We start from the raw sequence: 18,488 nt of genomic DNA on the forward strand, positions 1-18,488 counted from the left end.
TAGCTCACAACGTTATCGGACGGTTGAGACTCCCGCGCGATCCTCCGGGGGTCGCGCCCACTGCATCATCCGCGCCACAGCGGCGACGACCGGAAGCGTCCCGGGGCCCGGCCGCGGGCCGGATGACCACCACAGCCCGGAGCCGCGAAGCGGGGCCCGTCAGAGGTACTGGTCGACCCAGGCGCTGATGATCTTCGCGGCTCGCTGTGCCTGCCCGTCCACCGTGAGGAAGTGGTCCGACCCCTCCAGCGAGACGAAGCTGCGCGGGTGGAGCGCCGCCCGGAAGATCTGGGCGGCGTTGTCGATGCCCACCGTCGCGTCGGTGGGCGAATGGATGACCAGGAGTGGACGGTCGAGGGTGTGCACCCGGCCGATGAGGTCTGCCCGGCGCACGTCCTCGACGAACTCCCGCTTCAGAGTCATCGCGCGGCCGCCCATCGACCAGGTGCCACTGCCCTCCTCCAGGACCGTGCCGGCGATCGCGTCGTAGTGCCGCTCCACCTCGGCGGGCTCGGCGGGCGCCCCGATGGTCACCACCGCCCTGACGCTCGGTATCTCCTGCGCCGCCAGGATCGCCGCGGCCCCGCCCCACGAGTGGCCGACGAGCAGATCCGGCGGGGTCCCCCGGTCTGCCAGGAACTCCGCGGCACGCACCGTGTCGGCCACCTTCACGGAGAACGACCCGTCGCCCAGGACACCGTCGGACTCACCGATGCCGAGATTGTCGTAGCGCAACATCCCGATCCCCTCCTCGGCGAGGCTGCGGGAGATGCGGAACGCGGCCGGCGAGTCCTTGCCCAGTGTGAAGCCGTGCACGAACAGCCCCCACCCGCGCTGCCCGCCCTCGGGGGCCTCCAGCGCGCCGGCGAGCTCGGGGCCCCTCGTACTGGTGAACCGAACATCCTCTGTCATGCCCGCCATCACACCCGGCACGGCATAGCGGGGTCAAGGCCGAGGTAGCGACCACGACCGGGAACCGGACCGCGCCCTCCCGTGCACCGGGGGACGCCAGAGCCGACAGATACGACGAAACCCCAGGTCAGATTTCTCTGACCTGGGGTTTCACTGTGTCGGGCTGACAGGATTTGAACCTGCGACCCCTTGACCCCCAGTCAAGTGCGCTACCAAGCTGCGCCACAGCCCGTCCGTCACCGCGGCTCGCGCGGCGACTCGATTACCCTAGCGCACCGGTTCCGTCGGACTCCAATCGGCAGGTCACTTGCGCTGTCGACGCTCCTTGACCCGCACGTTCACCCGGACCGGGGAACCGTCGAAGCCGAAGGTCTCACGGAGGCGACGCTCGAGGAAGCGCCGGTATCCGGCCTCGAGGAACCCCGTGGAGAAGAACACGAACGTCGGGGGCCGGGTGGTGGCCTGGGTGCAGAACCGGATCCGCGGCAGACGACCACCACGCATGGGCGGCGGGGTCGCGGCGACGACCTCGCTCATCCACGTGTTGAGGGGCCCGGTGGGGATCCGCTTGTCCCAGGAGTCCAGCGCCGTCTCCATCGCGGGCACGAGCTTGGCCAGGGCGCGGCCGGTCCTGGCCGAGATGTTGACCCGGTGGGCCCAGCTCAGCACCCGGGACAGTTCGCGGTCGATCTCCTTGTCGAGGTCGTACCGCCGGTCCTCGTCGACCAGGTCCCATTTGTTGAAGGCGATCACCAGCGCCCGGCCGGCGTCGGCGACCATCGAGATCACCCGCAGGTCCTGCTCGGTGATGGGCTCCGAGGCGTCGAGGAGCAGGACGACGACCTCGGCCGCCTCGATCGCACCACGGGTACGCAGAGAGGCGTAGTACTCGTGACCGTAGGCCTGGTTGACCTTGCGACGCAGGCCGGCGGTGTCGACGAACCGCCAGGTGCGTCCCCCGAGCTCCACGAGCGAGTCGACGGGGTCGACGGTGGTGCCGGCGACGTTGTCGACCACCGAGCGCTCCTCGCCGGTCAGCTTGTTGAGCAGGCTCGACTTGCCGACGTTGGGCTTGCCGACGAGCGCGACGCGCCGCGGCACGTCGGTGGCCTCGCGCATCCTCGCCTTGGACGGCAGCTGCCGCAGGATCTCGTCGAGGAGGTCCGCCGTGCCGCGACCGTGGGCGGCGGAGATGGCGTGGGGCTCGTCCAGGCCCAGGGACCAGAACTCGGCCGCCTCCAGTTCGGCCTTCTCACTGTCGACCTTGTTGACGGCGAGGATGACCGGGGTGTCGGACCGACGCAGACTCTTGGCCACCGTGGAGTCGGCGGCGGTGATACCCACCGTGCCGTCGCACACCAGCACGATGAGGTCGGCCGTGCCCATGGCGATCTCGGCCTGCTGCGCGATGGAGCGGTGCATGCCCTTGGCATCCTGCTCCCAGCCACCGGTGTCCTGCACCATGAAGGTGCGGCCGTTCCACAGCGCCTCGTAGGAGACCCGGTCGCGCGTGACGCCCGGGACGTCCTCGACGACGGCCTCCCGGCGGCCGATGATCCGGTTGACCAGGGTGGACTTGCCGACGTTGGGCCGGCCGACGATCGCGACGGTGGGCAGGATCTCCACGCCCTCGGTCACGGCCCCGATCTCGTCGGCGAACTCCGCGGCGACCGCCTCCCAGTCGGTGTCGTCGTTCCAGCCGTCCTCGATGGTCTCCTCGCCGGGCCCGGTGGGCAGGTCGAAGTCGGTGCTGTCCTCGTTGGTGGTCACAGTGCGTTCCCTTCTGCGGTGGCGCCGTGCGACGCGTGGATCCCCTCGGCGAGCGCGACCAGGCGGTCGAGCACCTCGTCGAGGGTCAGGTCGGAGGTGTCGATGACGACGGCGTCGTCGGCGGGCCTCAGGGGGCTCGCGGCGCGCGTGGAGTCCTTGCGGTCGCGTTCGATGACGGCGGCCAGCACCTCGTCGAAGTCGGCCTCGCGGCCGGCGGCCAGGTCCTGGTCGGTGCGGCGCCGGGCCCGCACCTCCGGGCTGGCGGTGAGGTAGACCTTCACCTCGGCGTCCGGCAGCACCACGGTGCCGATGTCGCGCCCCTCGAGGACGACGGTGCCCCCGCTGGCGGCCAGCCGTCGCTGCAGGAGGACCAGGTTCTGGCGGACCTCGGGCACGGCGGACACCGCCGAGACCGCGGCCGTGACGCGGGCGGTGCGGATCTCGTCGCTGACGTCCTCACCGGCCAGCAGGACGCGCTCGGCTCCGGCGTCGGTGCCGATCTCCAGCGGCAGGTCGGCCGTCGCGGCGATCACGGCGGCCGCGTCCTCCGGGTCGATCCCGGCGCGCAGGACCTGCAGGGTCGCCACCCGGTACATGGCGCCGGTGTCGAGGTACGCGCCGCCGATCCGCCGGGCCAGCGTGCGTGCCAGGGTGGACTTCCCGGTGCCGGCGGGGCCGTCGATCGCGATACGTCGACGCGCGGCCGGGGCGCTCGGGGCGCTCACAGGCCTACCGCCTCGTACAGGTCGGAGACCTCTTTGCGGCCCAGCTTGCGGAAGGTGCCCGCACGCTGGTCGCCGAGTGCGACGGCCCCGAACCGGGTCCGCACCAGCGCCTCGACCGGGTGCCCGACCTCGGCGAGCAGCCGCCGGACGATGTGCTTGCGGCCCTCGTGGAGCACGACCTTGACCAGCGAGCGCCCGTCGTGGACGTCGAGGATCGAGAACTGGTCGACCTTGGCGGGTCCGTCCTCCAGGGTCACCCCGGCGCGCAACTGCTTGTTGACGCCCTTGCCCACGACGCCGGTCACCGTCGCCATGTAGGTCTTGGAGACCTCGTAGGACGGGTGCATGAGGCGGTGCGCCAGCTCGCCGTCGTTGGTCACCAGGAGCAGGCCCTCGGTCTCGGCGTCGAGACGCCCGACGTGGAACAGCCGCTGCCCGGCGTCCACGCGGTCCGCGACGAGGTCGCCGACACAGGGCCGTCCCTTCTCGTCGGACATGGTCGTGTGGTAACCGCGGGGCTTGTTCAGTGCGAGGTAGACCAGGGTGTCGTCCAGGACGATGCGGGTGCCGTCCACGCGGATGACCGCCGTGGCGGGGTCGACCTTGACGCCCATCTCGCGCACCTTCTTACCGTCGACCTCCACCCGTCCCCGGGCGATGAGCTCTTCGGAGGCCCGGCGGGAGGCGACCCCGGCCTGGGCCAGGATCTTCTGGAGGCGGACCGGTGCGCCGTCTCGGCCAGCGGATTCAGTCATGAAAACGTCACATCTCTTCGTCGTCGTCTCGGGGTGTGGGGTCGGGCGCCGCGGTTCGGCGCCGCCCCAGTGGGATCCGCGGATCGTCCGCGGGGTCGTCGCTCATCTCGTCGACCAGGTCGACATCCGGCAGCAACGGGGCGATGTCCGGCAGCTCGTCGAGCGACGTGAGTCCCAATCTTTCCAGAAATAGCTCTGTGGTCCTATACAGGATGCCCCCGGTGTCCGCATCTGTGCCGCATTCCACGGCCAGCCCGCGCGCCACGAGCGTCCTCATCACGCCGTCGACGTTCACCCCGCGGACCGCCGCGACCCGCGAACGGGTGACCGGCTGCCGGTAGGCGATCACGGCGAGGGTCTCCAGCGCGGCCCGGGTCAGGGTGGACCGGGTGCCGTCCGTGAGGAGCCGTTCCACGTACGGCGCCAGGTCTCGGCGGGTGTAGAGACGCCAGCCGTCGGCGCTGCGACGCAGGTCCATCCCGCTCCCCGCGGCCGTGAGCTCGTCGCGCCACGCCCGCAGCTCGGCCTCGACCTCGGCCGCCGTCGACCCGGCGGCCGCGGCCAGCGCGCTCTCCGGTGTCGGTTGGTCCACCACCAGCACCAGGGCCTCGAGCCGGGCACGGAGCGGCGGCCCCTCCGGCCCCGGCACACCGGGCTCGTCGTCGTCCCCGATCGCAATCGGCTCGGGGTCCCCGGGCCCCGACACGTCGCTCACGTCCACTCGTCCCTTCCCTTCGTCACCTCGTCGGCGTCCACGCCCGTCCACCTCACCAACAGGTCCCCCAGTGCCTCGTCCTGGGCGAGCGCGACCGCGCGCGCCCGGTACAACTCCAACAGGGCGAGGAACCTGGCGACGACGACGAGGGAGTCGTCGCACCCCGTGATCAGGTCGCGGAAGTCCACCCACCGACCCTCGCCGTGGAACTTCAACAGCTCCAGGACACGGCCCGCCTGCTCGGGGACCGAGACGACGGGGGCGTGGATGTGCCCCACCCCCACCTCGTCGACCGGCCGCGGCCGGAACGCGACCGCGGCGATGGTGGCGAACTGGTCGGGATCCACCCCGAGCTCCACCTCGGGGAGCAGTCCCAGGAACTCCTCGTCGGGCCCGGCCGTCCTCGGGTACGCGTGGCGCGCGGTGCGGTCGAGCTCACCGAACAGCTCCGCGACCTGACGGAACGCCCGGAACTGCAGCAGGCGGGCGAAGAGCATGTCCCGGGCCTGCAGCAGGGCCAGGTCCTCGGGATCCTGGACCTCGCCGGACGGGACGAGGCGGGCCGTCTTGAGGTCGAGTAGTGTCGCCGCGACGACGAGGAACTCGGTGACCTCCTCGAGACCGGCCTCCGCGCCCAGGCGGCGGGTGTGCGCGATGAACTCGTCGGTGACGGCGTGGAGGGCCACCTCCGTGACGTCGAGGCGCTTGGAGTCGATGAGCCCCAGCAGCAGGTCGAACGGACCGGTGAAGTTGGTCAGGTGGACGGTGAACGCCCGCGGGTCCCCGACCTCCGTCCCCGCCCCGACCGGGTCCTGCCCCGACGGGGACCCGACGCCGGTCACCGCCCGGTCACCTGCCGCGCTGGATGACCTCGCGCGCCAGGGCGCGGTAGGCCTGCGCACCCGCCGACTTCGGAGCCCACGTGGTGATCGGCTCGCCGGCGACGGTGGTCTCCGGGAACCGGACGGTGCGGGTGACGAGGGTGTCGAACACCTTGTCTCCGAACACCTCCACGACCCGGCTGAGCACGTCGCGGGCGTGGACCGTCCGACGGTCGAACATCGTGATGAGGATGCCCGTGAGGTGCAGTCGGGGGTTGATGCGGTCGCGGACCTTGTCGATCGTGTCCGTCAGCAGCGCCAACCCGCGCAGCGAGAAGTACTCGCACTCCATGGGGATGAGCACGCCGTCCGAGCACGCCAGCGCGTTGACGGTGAGCAGGCCCAGCGACGGCTGGCAGTCCACCAGGACGAAGTCGTAGCGGTCCAGGACCGGGTACAGGGCGCGGCCCAGCGCCTGCTCGCGACCGACCTCGTTGACGAGCTGGATCTCCGCGGCCGACAGGTCGATGTTGGCGGGGATGAGGTCCACGCCCTCGACACGGGTCCGGACCAGGACCTCCTCGGTCGACACGGAGTTGTCCACGAGCAGGTTGTAGACGGTGAGATCCAACTGGTGGTGCGGGATGCCCAGGCCCGCGGACAGCGCCCCCTGGGGGTCGAGATCCACCACGAGCACCCTGCGGCCGTACTCCGCCAGTGCCGCCGCGAGGTTGATCGTGCTGGTGGTCTTGCCGACGCCGCCCTTCTGGTTGCACATCGACAACACCACGGCGGGCCCGTGCGTGGACAGCGGTTCCGGTTCGGGGATCGCGGAGAATCCCTCACCGGCCGCCGGGTCGTCGGCGCCCAGGAGCTCGGCGCGGGAGAACAACGCGGGGTCCATCGCCCCAGTGTTCAGCGCCACCGCATCTCCTCTCCTCGCCGTCTCACCCGTGCCGTCTCGAGCGTGCAGTCTCGAGCGCGCCGGGCCGTATCCACGGTCACGTTACCGTGCCCGGGGGTGACACTCGGCCCAGACCTCTCGGAGCGTGTCGACGGTGACGAGGGTGTACACCTGCGTGGTGGTGACCGAGGAGTGTCCCAGCAGCTCCTGGACCACACGGATGTCCGCCCCGCCGTCGAGGAGATGGGTGGCGAACGAGTGCCGGAACGAGTGTGGTGAGACGTCCTGCTGCACACCGGCGCGTCGGGCCGCGACCGACACCACGTTCCACAGGGTCTGCCTGGTGACGCGCCCACCGCGGGCGTTGAGGAACAGGGCCGGGCCCCCTCGGGTGGCGAGCGCGGGTCGGGCACGCACCAGATAGGCCCCCACCGCCTCGCACGCCGGACGCCCGACCGGGACGACCCGCTCCTTGCCGCCCTTGCCCCGCAGGATCACCGCTCCACCGTCGGGGTGGTCGAGACCGTCGAGGTCGTCGACGTCGAGCCCGACGAGTTCGGCGGCCCGGGCACCGGAGGCGTAGAGCAACTCGAGCATCGCGCGGTCGCGCAGGCGTGCGGGGTCGGTGTCCATCTCGGTGGCGCCGGCCGCCTCGATCACCGCGATCATCCGGTCGACCGGCAGTGCCTTGGGGAGCCGCCGCGGCGGACGGGGCGGGGTGACCGCGGCGGCCGCGTCGAGGGCGGTCACCCCGTCACGGGTGGCGAACCGGTGGAGACCACGGACCGCCGCCATGGTCCGCGCGATCGAGCTGGGGGCCAGGGCCTTCCGTCCCTCGTCCGGGTCGGCGGTGGCCAACCGGGTGCGGAACTCCTCCACGTGCGCCTCGGTCACGGACGTCAGGTCGTCGACGCCCGCGGCCGTGAGATAGCGTCGGTACTTCTCCAGGTCGCGGCGGTACGCGGCCAGGGTGTGGGCCGAGGCCCCCTTCTCGACGGCGAGGTGGTCCAGGTACCCGCGGATCTGCACGGTGGCGCCGCCCTCCGAGGTCACCGGGGGTCCGATCCCGTCAGGACCGGTCGATCACCGTGCGGGCCGCGAGGATGCCGGCCACGGCGATACCGTTGACGATCCGGCCGTCCAGCACGGCGTCGACGGCCTCGGCGAACGGCATGCGCGCGACCTCCATGTCCGCCTCCTCGTGCTCCGCCTCCGGGCGCTCGACCTCGCGGAGACCGGTGGCCAGGTACACGTGGACGCGCTCCGTGCAGAACCCCGGGGACGGGACCATCTCGATCACCGGGCGCCAGTGCTCGGCCTCGAGACCGGTCTCCTCGACGAGCTCACGGCGCGCGGTCGCCAGGGGCTCCTCGCCGTCGACGTCGCACAGCCCTGCGGGCAGTTCCCAGAGTCGCTCCCCCACGGCGTGCCGGTACTGCCGGACGAGGGTGATCCGGTCGTCGTCGTCGAGGGCGATCACCGCGACGGCGTCGTCGTGACCGCAGATCTCCCGGTCGGCGGTGCCCCCGCCCGGCATGGTCAGGGTGTCCACACGCAGCCGCACGACGCGACCGTCGAAGATCTCACGGCTCGCGACGGTCCGGTAGTCGTGAGTCCCGGGGGCACCGCGCTCGGACACGCCGGTCAGCTCCCGTCCGCGCGGGTGTCGGAGGCCGTCTCGGTGTCCACCTCGTCGGCACGCACGCTGGACGTCTTGGCGTCCGGTGCGTCCACGGTCTCCGGGCCGGAGTCCCCGCTCTGACCGGTGCGCCACGGTTCGACGGGCAGTCGCATCTCGTTCTCGTAGTCGAGCGCGGCCTTGATGAACGCGACGAACAACGGGTGGGGGCGGGTCGGGCGCGATTTGTACTCCGGGTGCGCCTGGGTGGCGACGAAGAACGGGTGCTGCTCGCGCGGGTACTCGACGAACTCGACCAGGTGTCCGTCCGGGGAGGTCCCCGAGAACTGCAGGCCGGACTCGGCGATCCTGTCGCGGTAGGCGTTGTTGACCTCGTAGCGGTGGCGGTGACGCTCGGTGATCTCGGTGGACCCGTACGCCTCGGCCACGACCGAGCCCTTGGTGAGCATGGCCGGGTAGGAGCCCAGGCGCATGGTGCCGCCGAGGTCGGCGTTGCCGGCGACCGCATCCACCTGGTCGGCCATGGTCGAGATGACCGGGTGCTCAGCACCGGGGTCGAACTCGGTGGAGGAGGCGCCCTCGAGGCCGACCGAGCGGGCCGCCTCGATCACCGAGCACTGCAGTCCCAGGCACAGTCCGAGCAACGGGATACGGTTCTTGCGTGACCAGGAGATGGCGTCGAGCTTGCCCTCGATGCCGCGGATACCGAACCCTCCGGGGATGAGCATGCCGTCCACGCCCCGGAGCGCCTCGCGTGCGCCGGCCTCGGTGGTGCAGGCATCGGATTCGACCCACCGGATGTTCACCCGGGCGTGGTGCGCGAAGCCGCCGGCGCGCAGTGCCTCGGTGACGGAGAGGTAGGCGTCGGGCAGGTCGATGTACTTGCCCACGAGGGCGATCTCGACCTCCTCGCGCGGCTCGTGGACGCGCTGGAGCAGGTCGCCCCACACGGTCCAGTCCACGTCCCGGAACGGCAGGTTGAGACGCCGGATGACGTGCGTGTCGAGGTGTTCGTTGAACAGCACCTTGGGGATGTCGTAGATGCTCGGGGCGTCCGGGGTGGACACGACGCCCTCGAGGTCCACGTCGCACATCAGCGCGATCTTGGCCTTGAGCCCGTCGGTGACGTCCCGGTCCGAGCGCAGGATCAACCCGTCGGGGACGATGCCGATCGAGCGCAGCGCCGCCACCGAGTGCTGGGTGGGCTTGGTCTTGAGCTCACCCGACGGCGCGAGGTACGGGACCAGGGACACGTGGAGGAAGAAGATGTTCTCGCGGCCCACCTCGTGCCGGACCTGCCGGCACGCCTCGAGGAAGGGCTGGGACTCGATGTCGCCCACTGTCCCGCCGACCTCGGTGATGACCACGTCGGGGCGACGCCCCTGGTCGTCGGGGTCGCCCATCGCGATGATGCGGTCCTTGATCGCGTCGGTGATGTGCGGGATCACCTGCACGGTGTCACCGAGGTATTCGCCGCGGCGCTCCTTGGCGATGACCGCGGAGTACACCTGCCCGGTGGTGACGTTGGCCTTCGCGTCCAGGTCGCGGTCGAGGAAGCGCTCGTAGTGACCGAGATCCAGGTCGGCCTCGGCGCCGTCCTCCGTGACGAACACCTCGCCGTGCTGGAAGGGGTTCATCGTGCCGGGGTCCACGTTGATGTACGGGTCCAGCTTCTGCATGGTCACACGGAGACCGCGGGCGGTGAGCAACTGTCCGAGACTCGAGGCGGTGAGCCCCTTGCCCAGCGACGACGCCACGCCGCCGGTGACGAAGATGTGCTTGGTCTCGGACCGCGATGCGGTTCGGTTCAGTGCCAAGGGGACTCCCGTGTCCATACGCCGGAATGGATGAATGCTGGTGTGGCTCCGGTGCACCCCACGGGGCTTCAGGCTATCACCGCTCCGGCGTCGGGGGGAGCGACGGCGCCGCGGCGGTCGCGTCCGGCCTCAGCCCGTAGTGACCCTGCCCGCCGTCGAGCTGCTCCGCCAGCGCCAGCGTCGTCGCCAGACGTCCCGCCTCGGTACCGGCGTCATCGATGGTCGAGACGTCCTCTTCCGCCGAGGACCGCAGGATGTTGACCGCGTCGCGCCCCCCGGAGTCGCCCGTCCGCACCGCGACCACCGCGCCGGCGCCCTCACCGTCGAGGGTGCGGGCCAGGGCGGCGACACGGACCCCTGTCGATTCCTCGTCCCGGGGCCCGGTCACGACCAACGCCAGCTGTCCGGGCCGAAGGGTCCCGGGTTCGTAGCCGATGATCCCCGCATCCGCGAGGGTGGTGAGGACCGTCTCCCGGTCGTCGTCCTCGAGGTGCGGTTCCGCGTCCTCGGCGCGCAGCAGCCCCGCGCGACCGAGCGCCGTGCCCAGCTGGGTACCGAGGTCCGCATCAGCGGCCGGGGCGGTGCCGATGGGCAGGTTCGCGACGAGCGCCTGGAGTTCCGCGTCCGCCTCCGGGTCGACGGCCTTGTCCGTCAGGGTGACGCGGCCGGCGTCGATCCCGCCGGCGGCGTCGATGACCTCGCGCGCCGCGGAGACGTCCTCGTCGGAGGCTCCGGGTGCCACGATCGTCAGGACCGGCCTCCCGTCGAGCCGACCGTCCACGACGACCGGGGTGAGGTCTCCCGCCAGCGAGTCGAGTCGGTCGACGGCGATCCGCTCCGCGGCCAGATCCTCCTGCGACGCCTCGAGCCGCGCCGCCGTCGTCTCCTCACGCTCGACCACCGCGTCCCTGATGGACGTCGCCACGGACGTCGACCCGAGGACGACCCCCACCGCGAGGGCGAGGAACACGGCCACCAGCGTCAGGACGTGGCGACGCAGGGAGATCAACGGAAGAGCCCCTGGACCCAGAGCGCGAAGGAGTTCCAGGTCTCGACGGCCCAGATGAGCAGGTCCGCGGCGGCGTCGCGGGCCACCACGACCGCGGCCACCGCGATCAGGGCGGCGAGTACGACCAGGGCGAGTCCGATCCCGGCGCCCCGCGACCGGTACAGGGTCGCGCAGGCATCGGCGTGGACCAGGCGGGAGGAGACGGTCGTGTCGACCATCGTGGACGAGGGCGCGGACGAGTCGCGGAACGCGTTCTCGAGCCCCCTGTCGTCGCCGGTCACCACGATCATCTCGGCGCCCCCGTGGTAGGCCAGCAGCAGCGCCATGTCCCTCGGGGTCGCGGCGGCGGGGAATGTCGTGGCCCCCAGTCCGAGCTCTGTGATCTTCTCGAGGCCCTCGGCGCGCCCGTCGCGGTCGGCGGGCACCACCAGGACGGCGCCGTCGGTGAGGACGTCGTCGGACACGTCCGTGGGGGTCGCGACGACGACGTCGGCCGTCAAGCGGGCCGAACGCAGGAACTCCGCCCCGGCACCCACGCCGACCAACAGCGGTCGGTACTCACGGATGAACGGCTTGAGCTCGGCGAGCTGGCCGCGCGCGGCCGCGTCACCGGTGACCACCACGACATGGCGGTCGGTGAAGTCGACGTCGATCGACGGGAGCCCCTCGCCGTCCAGCAGCAGCGGGTGCTCAAGGCTGAGGAACTCGGTGGCGTTGGCCAGGTGCGCCAGCGCCGACTCGACGTACCCGCTCTCCGCGGTGTCCACCTCGGCGAGGAGCGTGGCCGGGTCCACCTCGCGGCCGCTCGTGATCTCGTCCTCCGACTTGACCGAGTAGACGACACCGTCGTCGATCCGCACCCGGGTCCCGTCGGCGACCCCGGACAGGTCCGCGTCCTCGATGACCGGGATCGTCGACGCGGCGAGGATCCGGAACGCGGCGCGGGGGAGCATCTCCTCCCCCTGACGGGGCATGTGCACCACTGCCGCCACCCCGGCGTCGACGAGAGCGCGGGCGGTGTCGGCGGGCGCGCGGTTGAGATCGAGCACGGCGACGTCCTTGGCGCCGAGCTTCCTGGGGACCTGTGACCCCACCTCGATCTGGCGGACGGTGCCCACGACACCGGCGAGGTCAGTGGAACGACGGCTGAGCAGACCCGACATCTTCATGCGCCGAGTATCACGCGTGTGATTCACGTGACCAGGGAGGTCTGCCCGGCGTGTCGGATTAACGGTCGACTTGAGCTTGAGACTTTTCCCGTTGAGCCTTCTCCAGCAACTCCCGCGCATGTGCCAGACCTGTGTCGGTGTCCTCCATACCGGCGAGCATCCGGGCGAGTTCGGTCACCCGATCGGAGTCGGCGACCGCCGTGACCCCGGAGACGACCCCGTCCGATCCCCCGGCGCCGGTGTCCTTGTGCACGACCAGGTGCGTGTCGGCGTACGCCGCGACCTGGGCGAGGTGGGTCACCGCGATGACCTGGTGGGTTCTGGCCAGTCTGGCCAGCCGCTTACCGATGCTCAACGCCGCCCGGCCGCCCACTCCCGCGTCGACCTCGTCGAACACCAGGGTCCCTCCCCCGGATCTCTCGGCCAACACCACCTCGAGCGCGAGCATCACCCTCGACAGCTCGCCTCCCGACGCGCCTCGGCCGAGCGGGACGATGCCCGACGGCCCGTCGAGCGCCAGCTCGACGTCGTCGAGACCCGACTCCGAGGCGCCGTCGAGGCCTTCGCCTGATCGGGTGACCCGGACCACGAGCCGGGCCCCGCCCATCGACAGCTCGGCCAGCTCGGCGGACACCCTCTCTGCGAGATCGTCCCCGGCGGCGCGTCGGATGCGCGTCAGTGTGGCTCCGCGCTCGTCGAGTTCGGCGGCGAGGCGCTCCACGGTGGAACGGAGTTCGGCGACGGCGGAGTCGGAGGTGTCGACCTCACCGAGCCGCGTACGGGCCCTGTCCGCCCACGCGAGCACGTCGTCGACATCGGTGCCGTATTTCCGGGTCAACGCCCTGAGGTCGTGGCGTCGTTCCAATGCCGAGTCGAGGTCCGCCGCGTCGACCGGCAGCTCGGCCAGGTACAGGCCGAGCTCGGTCGCGGCATCTCCGAGCGCCGCGACGGCCTGGCCGATGCTGGTGGCGATCGGGTCGAGCGCGGGGTCACCGGCAGCGGCCAGACGGTGCCGCAACTGGTCGAGGACGCCCACCACCGGCTCGCTGGTCTCGCCGTCACCGGCGAGGACGTCGTGGGCCTGACCCGCGACCTCTCGCAGTTCCTCGGAATCGGTGAGTCGGCGGATGCGGGCGTCGAGTTCGGCCTCCTCCCCCGGCTCGGGCCCCAGGGCATCGATCTCCTCGAGTCCCATCCGCAGCAGGTCGGCTTCCCGGGCCAGCTCACGAGCCCGACCGGTGCGCTCCGCCAGTGAACGCTCGGCGTCCCGCCACAGCCGATAGGTGTCGCGGTAGGCGTCGAGGGCCGCCCGCGCCTCGTCCCCACCGTGGGCGTCGACGGCGTCTCGCTGCCTGTCCGGACGGAGCAGACGCAGCTGATCGTTCTGGCCGTGCACGGCCAGCACCGGCGCGCAGAAGCGGGCGAGGGTCCCGGCGGGGACAGACCTCCCCCCGAGCCTGGCACGCGAACGGCCGTCCGCACCCACCCGGCGTGCGGCGATGACACTGCCGTCCTCGTCGAGTTCGACGTCGGTGTCCTCGAGCAACTCGTCGAGGTCGCGTCGGTCGGCTGCGTCCATGGTGGCCGTCGCGGCCAGGTCGAAGCGCCCTTCGACGAGTGCCTTCTCCGCTCCGCGCCGGACACGCCCGGGGTCCGCGCGCCCTCCGGCCAGGAGCCTCAGTCCCGTGACCACCATCGTCTTGCCCGCGCCGGTCTCGCCGGTGAGCACCGACAGCCCGGGCGAGAAATCGGCCACGGCCTCGTCGATGACGCCGAGGCCGCTGATCCGAAGTTCCGTGAGCACGCACCCACCCTAGGTGAGGGGCCGGACAGCGGACCGCCCACGCCACCCGGTGACGGGCAGTTCGAACTTCGTGACCAGTCTGTCCGTGAACGGCGAGTCGTCCAGCCGGACCCACTTGACCGGGCGCGCGCCCCGCACCACCTCGACCCGGCTGCCCGGCGGGACGTCGACGAGGCGTCGTCCGTCCACCACCACCACTGCCGGGCCGGAATGCACCCCGGTCTCCACCGCGACCCTGGAGGTGGGTGCCACGACCATCGGACGGGCGAACAGCGCATGGGCGTTGTTGGGGACCACGAGGATGGCGTCGAGTTCGGGCCAGACGATCGGCCCGCCGGCCGAGAACGCGTAGGCGGTCGACCCGGTCGGCGTGGACACCAACATGCCGTCGCAGCCGTAGTCACTGACCGGTCGGCCGTCGATCTCCACGGACGCCTCGAGGACGCCCTGCCGGGAGACCTTCTCGATGCTGACTTCGTTGAGTGCCCAGTCCCGGGCCAGGACGGTGTCCCCGTGGATGACGGTGGCCTCCACCGTCATCCGTTCGACGACCCTGTAGTCCTTCGCCGCGATCTGCTCGACGACGCCACTGAGCGAGGAGACCTCCGATTCGGCGAGGAAGCCGATGTGTCCGAGATTGACCCCCAGGATCGGCACGTCCGCGGCTTTGGCGTACTGGCAGGCGCGCAGGAACGTGCCGTCACCACCGAGGACCAGGACGAGTTCACACCCTTCGGCGGCCTCGGGGATGTCAGGGACCGTCTCCACGCCCGTCCCCGTGGCGACGCTCTCGCTGGTGCCCTCCACCATCCGTACCGCGATGCCCCTGGTCGCGCACGCGTCGACCACCTGGGCGACGGTGGCGACGATGTCCTGCCGGGCGACGTTGGGGACGAGCAGGATCCTGCGCGAGTGCACCGGTCCGGGCGTGCCGTTCATTGCGGGCCCTCCTCCACTGCCGTCCGGATCGCCTGCTGCGCCTCGTCGCTCATCTCGAGTCGTTCTCCCGCGCCGACCTTACGGAGATGGAGGAAGTACTCGACGTTCCCGGACGGGCCGGGGAGCGGGCTGGCGACGCATCCCAGCGGCTCCAGTCCGAGTGCCGCGGCAGCCCGGGCGACCCCGGTGACGGCCTCGATCCGCAGTGCCGGGTCGCGCACCACACCGCCCTGGCCGACACGCTCGCGGCCCACCTCGAACTGGGGCTTGACCATCGGCAACAGGTCGCCTCCCCGGCGCACGCACGCTGCGAGCGCGGGCAGGACCAGTGCGAGCGAGATGAACGACAGGTCGGAGACCACGAGGTCCACCGGGCCACCGATGTCGTCCGGGGTCAGGGAGCGGACGTTGGTCTTGTCGTGCACGCCCACGCGCTCGTCGCTGCGCAGGCGCCACACCAACTGTCCGTACCCCACGTCCACCGCCTCGACACGGGTGGCGCCACGCGAGAGCAGGACATCGGTGAACCCGCCGGTCGACGCGCCTGCGTCGAGACACCGAGCTCCGGAGACCGGCACGTCGGCGAACGCCTCGAGCGCTCCGACCAGTTTGTGGGCTCCGCGGGATGCCCAGTCCGGTTCATCGGAGGCGGTGAGCGCGATCGATGTGGTCGGCTCGACCTGGGTCGCGGGCTTGGTGGCTGCCACCCCGTTGACGATCACGCGCCCGGAATCGATGAGATCACGGGCTCGTTCCCGACTGTCACAGATCTTGCGGCGAACCAGTTCGGCATCCAGCCGCATCCGCTTCGCGACCATCAGCGCCGACTGTCCAGCGCCGTCAGCGCCTGCGCGAGGAGCTCGTGGGCGGCGTCGAGGGCGGCCACCTGGTCGTCCCGGACAGATGAGCCGTCCGGTCCCTCGCCCTGGCCCCCGACGGAATCGGCGAGCAGATCGTCGAACGTCGAGCGGAGTTCGTCGGTGTCGGGGCCCGCGGGCCCGGGGCGTGGCTGTGGTCCGGGGGTCGTCACGGCCTACACGCTAGCCGACACCGAGGCCTGCACCCGCCAGCCGGGACCGCAGACCCTCGTCGGCCGCCCGGAACGCCTTCGTCTCGTGACGCCACGCCAGCCTGATCACCGCACGGGCGAGCTCGAGCCGATCGAGGGCCTCCGGAGCACCGATCAGATGCAGGGCACCGTTCTCGACCAACCCGTCCACCTCCACCGCGGCGTCGATCCGGCTGGCGTCGGCCGAGGCCGACAGTGCGGAGAGATCGTCCGCCAGGTAGGTGGCCCGGCTGTCGGGATCCGCGACCAGGAGGTCGTCGACGCCGTGGACGCCGGTCAGCACCATGAGCGACGGCATCCCGGCGGCGACCGCACCCTCGATGTCCGTATCGAGGCGGTCACCGATGACCAGAGGCCGGGTGGAACCCACCAGCTCCGCGGCGGCGGTCAACACGCCGGCGGCCGGTTTGCCCGCGACCAGGGGCTCGCGGTCGGTCGCCGCACGGAGGGCGGCGACCAGGGACCCGTTCCCGGGGAGCAGGCCTCGTTCGGTGGGCAACGTGGCGTCCACGTTGGACGCGACCCAGGGCACCCCCTGACGGATCGCCAGACATCCCTCGGCCAGATCGGACCAGGTCAGTTCCCGGGACAGTCCCTGCAGGACGACTTCCGGAGCGTCGTCGGCGGACCGGACGACCTCGAACCCGGCCTGCCGGGCGAGGTCGCGGAAACTGTCGTGCCCCACCACCAGGACCCTGGCACCGGGATCGACATGGTCCGCCGCCATCACGACCGCGGCCTGCGCGCTGGTCATGACGTCGTCGGCGCCGGCGGGAAAACCGAGCGACCGGAGATGCGCCGCGGTCTCCGCGGGCGAGCGGCTCGCGTTGTTCGTCACGTAGACCACGGGGAGCCCGGCGTTCGCGAGCGCCTCCGCGGCGCCCGGGATCGGCTGGCTACCGCGGATCAGAGTGCCGTCGAGATCAACGAGTAGGGCGTCGTGTTCTGCGGCCAGCGTAAGAGAGCTCAACTGCGCTACGCCTCGAGCTCCGCGAGACGTGCCTGCGCATCGGTGGTCTGCTCGGGGTCGGCGGTGACGGCGTGACCGAACCAGTCGGCCGCCTCCCTCTTGCGATCGGCGACGAGCAGCACCTCGGCGTAGGCGTAGTCGAGGCGCGCCGCGGATTCGCCGCGGGCGTCCTTGTCGAGGCCGGCGTCCTGGAGAGTCACCAGGGCCGCGTCGAGCTGACCCATGTCCACCCGCGCGCCGGCCTCCACGATGCGGAGTTCGATGAGGTCGTCCCCCTCGAGCATCCGCGATTCCTCCCCACGGGCCAGTTCGATGGCACGTTGGGGCCTCTCGAGGCCTCGTTCGCAATCAGCCATCATCGCCAGCAGCCCCGGGCCACCGGAGATCCGGCGGGCCGCCCGGAGTTCGCTCAGCGCTTCCGACCATTCACCGGCGCGGTACGCCAGCACGCCGAGAGTCTCCCGGACGACACCGATGCGCCCGGCCCTATTCTTGGCCGCGCGACCGTGCGCGAGCGCGAGCTGCGGGTCTTCGTCGACGAGGTACATCGCCGCCACCATGTGCTTGGCAACGGACTCGGCGTTGGACTTGTCCAGACTGCGCAGGTCGCGACGGATCTCCGGATCGAGGTCGGCTGCCTCGATGTCATCGGGCAGCTGCGGCTCGTCGGCCCTGGCCGCTTGGCGTGCCTCCTGACCGGGACGACCCTCCGATCTACGGTCGTCGCCGGGCCGGCCACCTCGCCGGGCTCCGCCCGGGGCGCCGGATCCGCGTCGGTCTCCGCCGTCGCGTCGGTTTCCGCCGCCGCGACCGCCGACGGGGGCTCGCCGGGGACCGCTTCCCCCGTCAGAGGCGGCACCGCGGCGTGCGGTGTCGTCGCCGGCGGAACGCGGACGTGAATCCTGTCGATCGGCCTGCTTCGAGCCGTCCGACCGACCCGTTTCCGAGCCGTCGTATCGCTTTCCGCGGCGCTCGCCGTACGAGCTGTTGTCTCTCCGACGCTCCTGTGGCGCCCGATCTCCCCGGCGGGGTACGTCGCGGTCGCCGCGTCGGGGCGAGCGGTCGGTGTTCTCGGGCCGAGGTTCGTTCACGTCGTTCACCTTACGTGCACCGGACGGGCCGGCACTGGAGTGGGTAGAAGGGTACAAATGCGACCAGCGGGAGGAACATATAGTCCCTCCCGCTGGTCTTTAAGTTGTGTTCGGCGGTGACCTACTCTCCCACACCCTCACGAGTGCAGTACCATCGGCGCTGGCAGGCTTAGCTTCCGGGTTCGGAATGGGACCGGGCGTTTCCCTGCCGCTATGGCCGCCGTAACTCTGTGAAACAAGGCCCACGTGTTTTTGCGTGGGTGTGTTGTTTCAGATACTGCACAGTGGACGCGTTGCGATTCTTTAGGGGCTGTTTGTGTGTAAGCCCTCGGCCGATTAGTACCGGTCACCTGCACGCATTGCTGCGCTTCCAGTTCCG

General features: G+C 71.0%; 18 protein-coding genes, 1 tRNA gene and 1 rRNA gene. All 20 read right to left on the reverse strand.

Features of this window, described 5'->3' with window-relative positions:
* Positions 1-159 precede the first annotated feature (159 nt).
* On the reverse strand, positions 160-912 hold the full coding sequence (locus AC3DEV_RS07275) for an alpha/beta hydrolase family protein (RefSeq protein ID WP_120284272.1): 753 nt from the start codon (positions 910-912) through the stop codon (positions 160-162).
* Between the two features lie 158 nt (positions 913-1,070).
* Positions 1,071-1,144: transfer RNA gene (locus AC3DEV_RS07280), tRNA-Pro, on the reverse strand.
* Between the two features lie 71 nt (positions 1,145-1,215).
* Positions 1,216-2,682 (reverse strand): ribosome biogenesis GTPase Der, encoded by a 1,467-nt coding sequence (gene der / locus AC3DEV_RS07285; protein ID WP_488371685.1) that lies wholly within the window; start codon positions 2,680-2,682, stop codon positions 1,216-1,218.
* Positions 2,679-3,407, reverse strand: coding sequence for a (d)CMP kinase (cmk, locus tag AC3DEV_RS07290; protein WP_259820292.1), 729 nt, complete (start codon positions 3,405-3,407; stop codon positions 2,679-2,681). The genes der and cmk overlap by 4 nt, the downstream gene beginning before the upstream one ends.
* The gene (locus tag AC3DEV_RS07295; protein WP_244200768.1) at positions 3,404-4,246 is read right to left on the reverse strand and encodes a pseudouridine synthase; all 843 of its coding nucleotides are present in this window, start codon (positions 4,244-4,246) and stop codon (positions 3,404-3,406) included. The genes cmk and AC3DEV_RS07295 overlap by 4 nt, the downstream gene beginning before the upstream one ends.
* The gene (scpB, locus tag AC3DEV_RS07300) at positions 4,170-4,883 is read right to left on the reverse strand and encodes an SMC-Scp complex subunit ScpB (protein WP_472982828.1); all 714 of its coding nucleotides are present in this window, start codon (positions 4,881-4,883) and stop codon (positions 4,170-4,172) included. The genes AC3DEV_RS07295 and scpB overlap by 77 nt, the downstream gene beginning before the upstream one ends.
* Positions 4,874-5,719, reverse strand: a complete 846-nt coding sequence (locus AC3DEV_RS07305; protein ID WP_132063266.1) for a segregation and condensation protein A — start codon at positions 5,717-5,719, stop codon at positions 4,874-4,876. Before AC3DEV_RS07305 ends, scpB begins: the two co-directional genes overlap by 10 nt.
* Positions 5,720-5,726: 7 nt before the next feature.
* On the reverse strand, positions 5,727-6,602 hold the full coding sequence (locus AC3DEV_RS07310; RefSeq protein ID WP_119191632.1) for a ParA family protein: 876 nt from the start codon (positions 6,600-6,602) through the stop codon (positions 5,727-5,729).
* 102 nt (positions 6,603-6,704) lie between these two features.
* A complete protein-coding gene (locus AC3DEV_RS07315) occupies positions 6,705-7,655 on the reverse strand; it encodes a site-specific tyrosine recombinase XerD (protein ID WP_119191631.1) in 951 nt (316 codons plus the stop codon).
* Between the two features lie 16 nt (positions 7,656-7,671).
* The gene (locus AC3DEV_RS07320; protein ID WP_120283079.1) at positions 7,672-8,241 is read right to left on the reverse strand and encodes an NUDIX domain-containing protein; all 570 of its coding nucleotides are present in this window, start codon (positions 8,239-8,241) and stop codon (positions 7,672-7,674) included.
* A 5-nt stretch (positions 8,242-8,246) separates the two neighbouring features.
* Positions 8,247-10,076: a CTP synthase gene (pyrG, locus tag AC3DEV_RS07325; RefSeq protein WP_488371686.1), complete on the reverse strand. Its 1,830-nt coding sequence runs from the start codon at positions 10,074-10,076 to the stop codon at positions 8,247-8,249.
* Positions 10,077-10,134: 58 nt separating this feature from the next.
* Positions 10,135-11,067: a copper transporter gene (locus AC3DEV_RS07330; protein ID WP_488371687.1), complete on the reverse strand. Its 933-nt coding sequence runs from the start codon at positions 11,065-11,067 to the stop codon at positions 10,135-10,137.
* Positions 11,064-12,236, reverse strand: a complete 1,173-nt coding sequence (steA, locus tag AC3DEV_RS07335; protein WP_119191628.1) for a putative cytokinetic ring protein SteA — start codon at positions 12,234-12,236, stop codon at positions 11,064-11,066. Before steA ends, AC3DEV_RS07330 begins: the two co-directional genes overlap by 4 nt.
* Before the next feature lie 58 nt (positions 12,237-12,294).
* Positions 12,295-14,040 carry a DNA repair protein RecN gene (recN, locus tag AC3DEV_RS07340; protein ID WP_096905556.1) on the reverse strand — a complete coding sequence of 582 codons (1,746 nt, stop codon included), beginning with the start codon at positions 14,038-14,040 and terminating at the stop codon, positions 12,295-12,297.
* Positions 14,041-14,049: 9 nt separating this feature from the next.
* Complete coding sequence (locus AC3DEV_RS07345; RefSeq protein ID WP_119191627.1) at positions 14,050-14,979, reverse strand: NAD kinase; 930 nt, start codon at positions 14,977-14,979, stop codon at positions 14,050-14,052.
* Positions 14,976-15,797, reverse strand: a complete 822-nt coding sequence (locus AC3DEV_RS07350) for a TlyA family RNA methyltransferase (RefSeq protein WP_132063263.1) — start codon at positions 15,795-15,797, stop codon at positions 14,976-14,978. The genes AC3DEV_RS07345 and AC3DEV_RS07350 overlap by 4 nt, the downstream gene beginning before the upstream one ends.
* Positions 15,797-16,009, reverse strand: a complete 213-nt coding sequence (locus tag AC3DEV_RS07355; protein ID WP_132063262.1) for a hypothetical protein — start codon at positions 16,007-16,009, stop codon at positions 15,797-15,799. The genes AC3DEV_RS07350 and AC3DEV_RS07355 overlap by 1 nt, the downstream gene beginning before the upstream one ends.
* A gap of 10 nt (positions 16,010-16,019) precedes the next feature.
* Positions 16,020-17,018, reverse strand: a complete 999-nt coding sequence (locus AC3DEV_RS07360) for an HAD-IIA family hydrolase (RefSeq protein ID WP_472982832.1) — start codon at positions 17,016-17,018, stop codon at positions 16,020-16,022.
* A gap of 5 nt (positions 17,019-17,023) precedes the next feature.
* Positions 17,024-18,109, reverse strand: coding sequence for a hypothetical protein (locus AC3DEV_RS07365; RefSeq protein ID WP_488371688.1), 1,086 nt, complete (start codon positions 18,107-18,109; stop codon positions 17,024-17,026).
* A gap of 108 nt (positions 18,110-18,217) precedes the next feature.
* Positions 18,218-18,334, reverse strand: a 5S ribosomal RNA gene (gene rrf / locus AC3DEV_RS07370).
* Between the last annotated feature and the right edge of the window lie 154 nt (positions 18,335-18,488).

It is taken from the genome of Dietzia sp. IBK-p2-15D (genome assembly GCF_057773105.1).

Excerpts from the sequence above, each read along its gene's own strand:
- AC3DEV_RS07275 (WP_120284272.1), bottom strand. The coding sequence starts at position 912 with ATGACAGAGGATGTTCGGTTCACCAGTACGAGGGGCCCCGAGCTCGCC.
- AC3DEV_RS07310 (WP_119191632.1), bottom strand. The coding sequence starts at position 6,602 with ATGGACCCCGCGTTGTTCTCCCGCGCCGAGCTCCTGGGCGCCGACGAC.
- pyrG (WP_488371686.1), bottom strand. The coding sequence starts at position 10,076 with ATGGACACGGGAGTCCCCTTGGCACTGAACCGAACCGCATCGCGGTCC.
- steA (WP_119191628.1), bottom strand. The coding sequence starts at position 12,236 with ATGAAGATGTCGGGTCTGCTCAGCCGTCGTTCCACTGACCTCGCCGGT.
- AC3DEV_RS07345 (WP_119191627.1), bottom strand. The coding sequence starts at position 14,979 with ATGAACGGCACGCCCGGACCGGTGCACTCGCGCAGGATCCTGCTCGTC.
- AC3DEV_RS07350 (WP_132063263.1), bottom strand. The coding sequence starts at position 15,797 with ATGGTCGCGAAGCGGATGCGGCTGGATGCCGAACTGGTTCGCCGCAAG.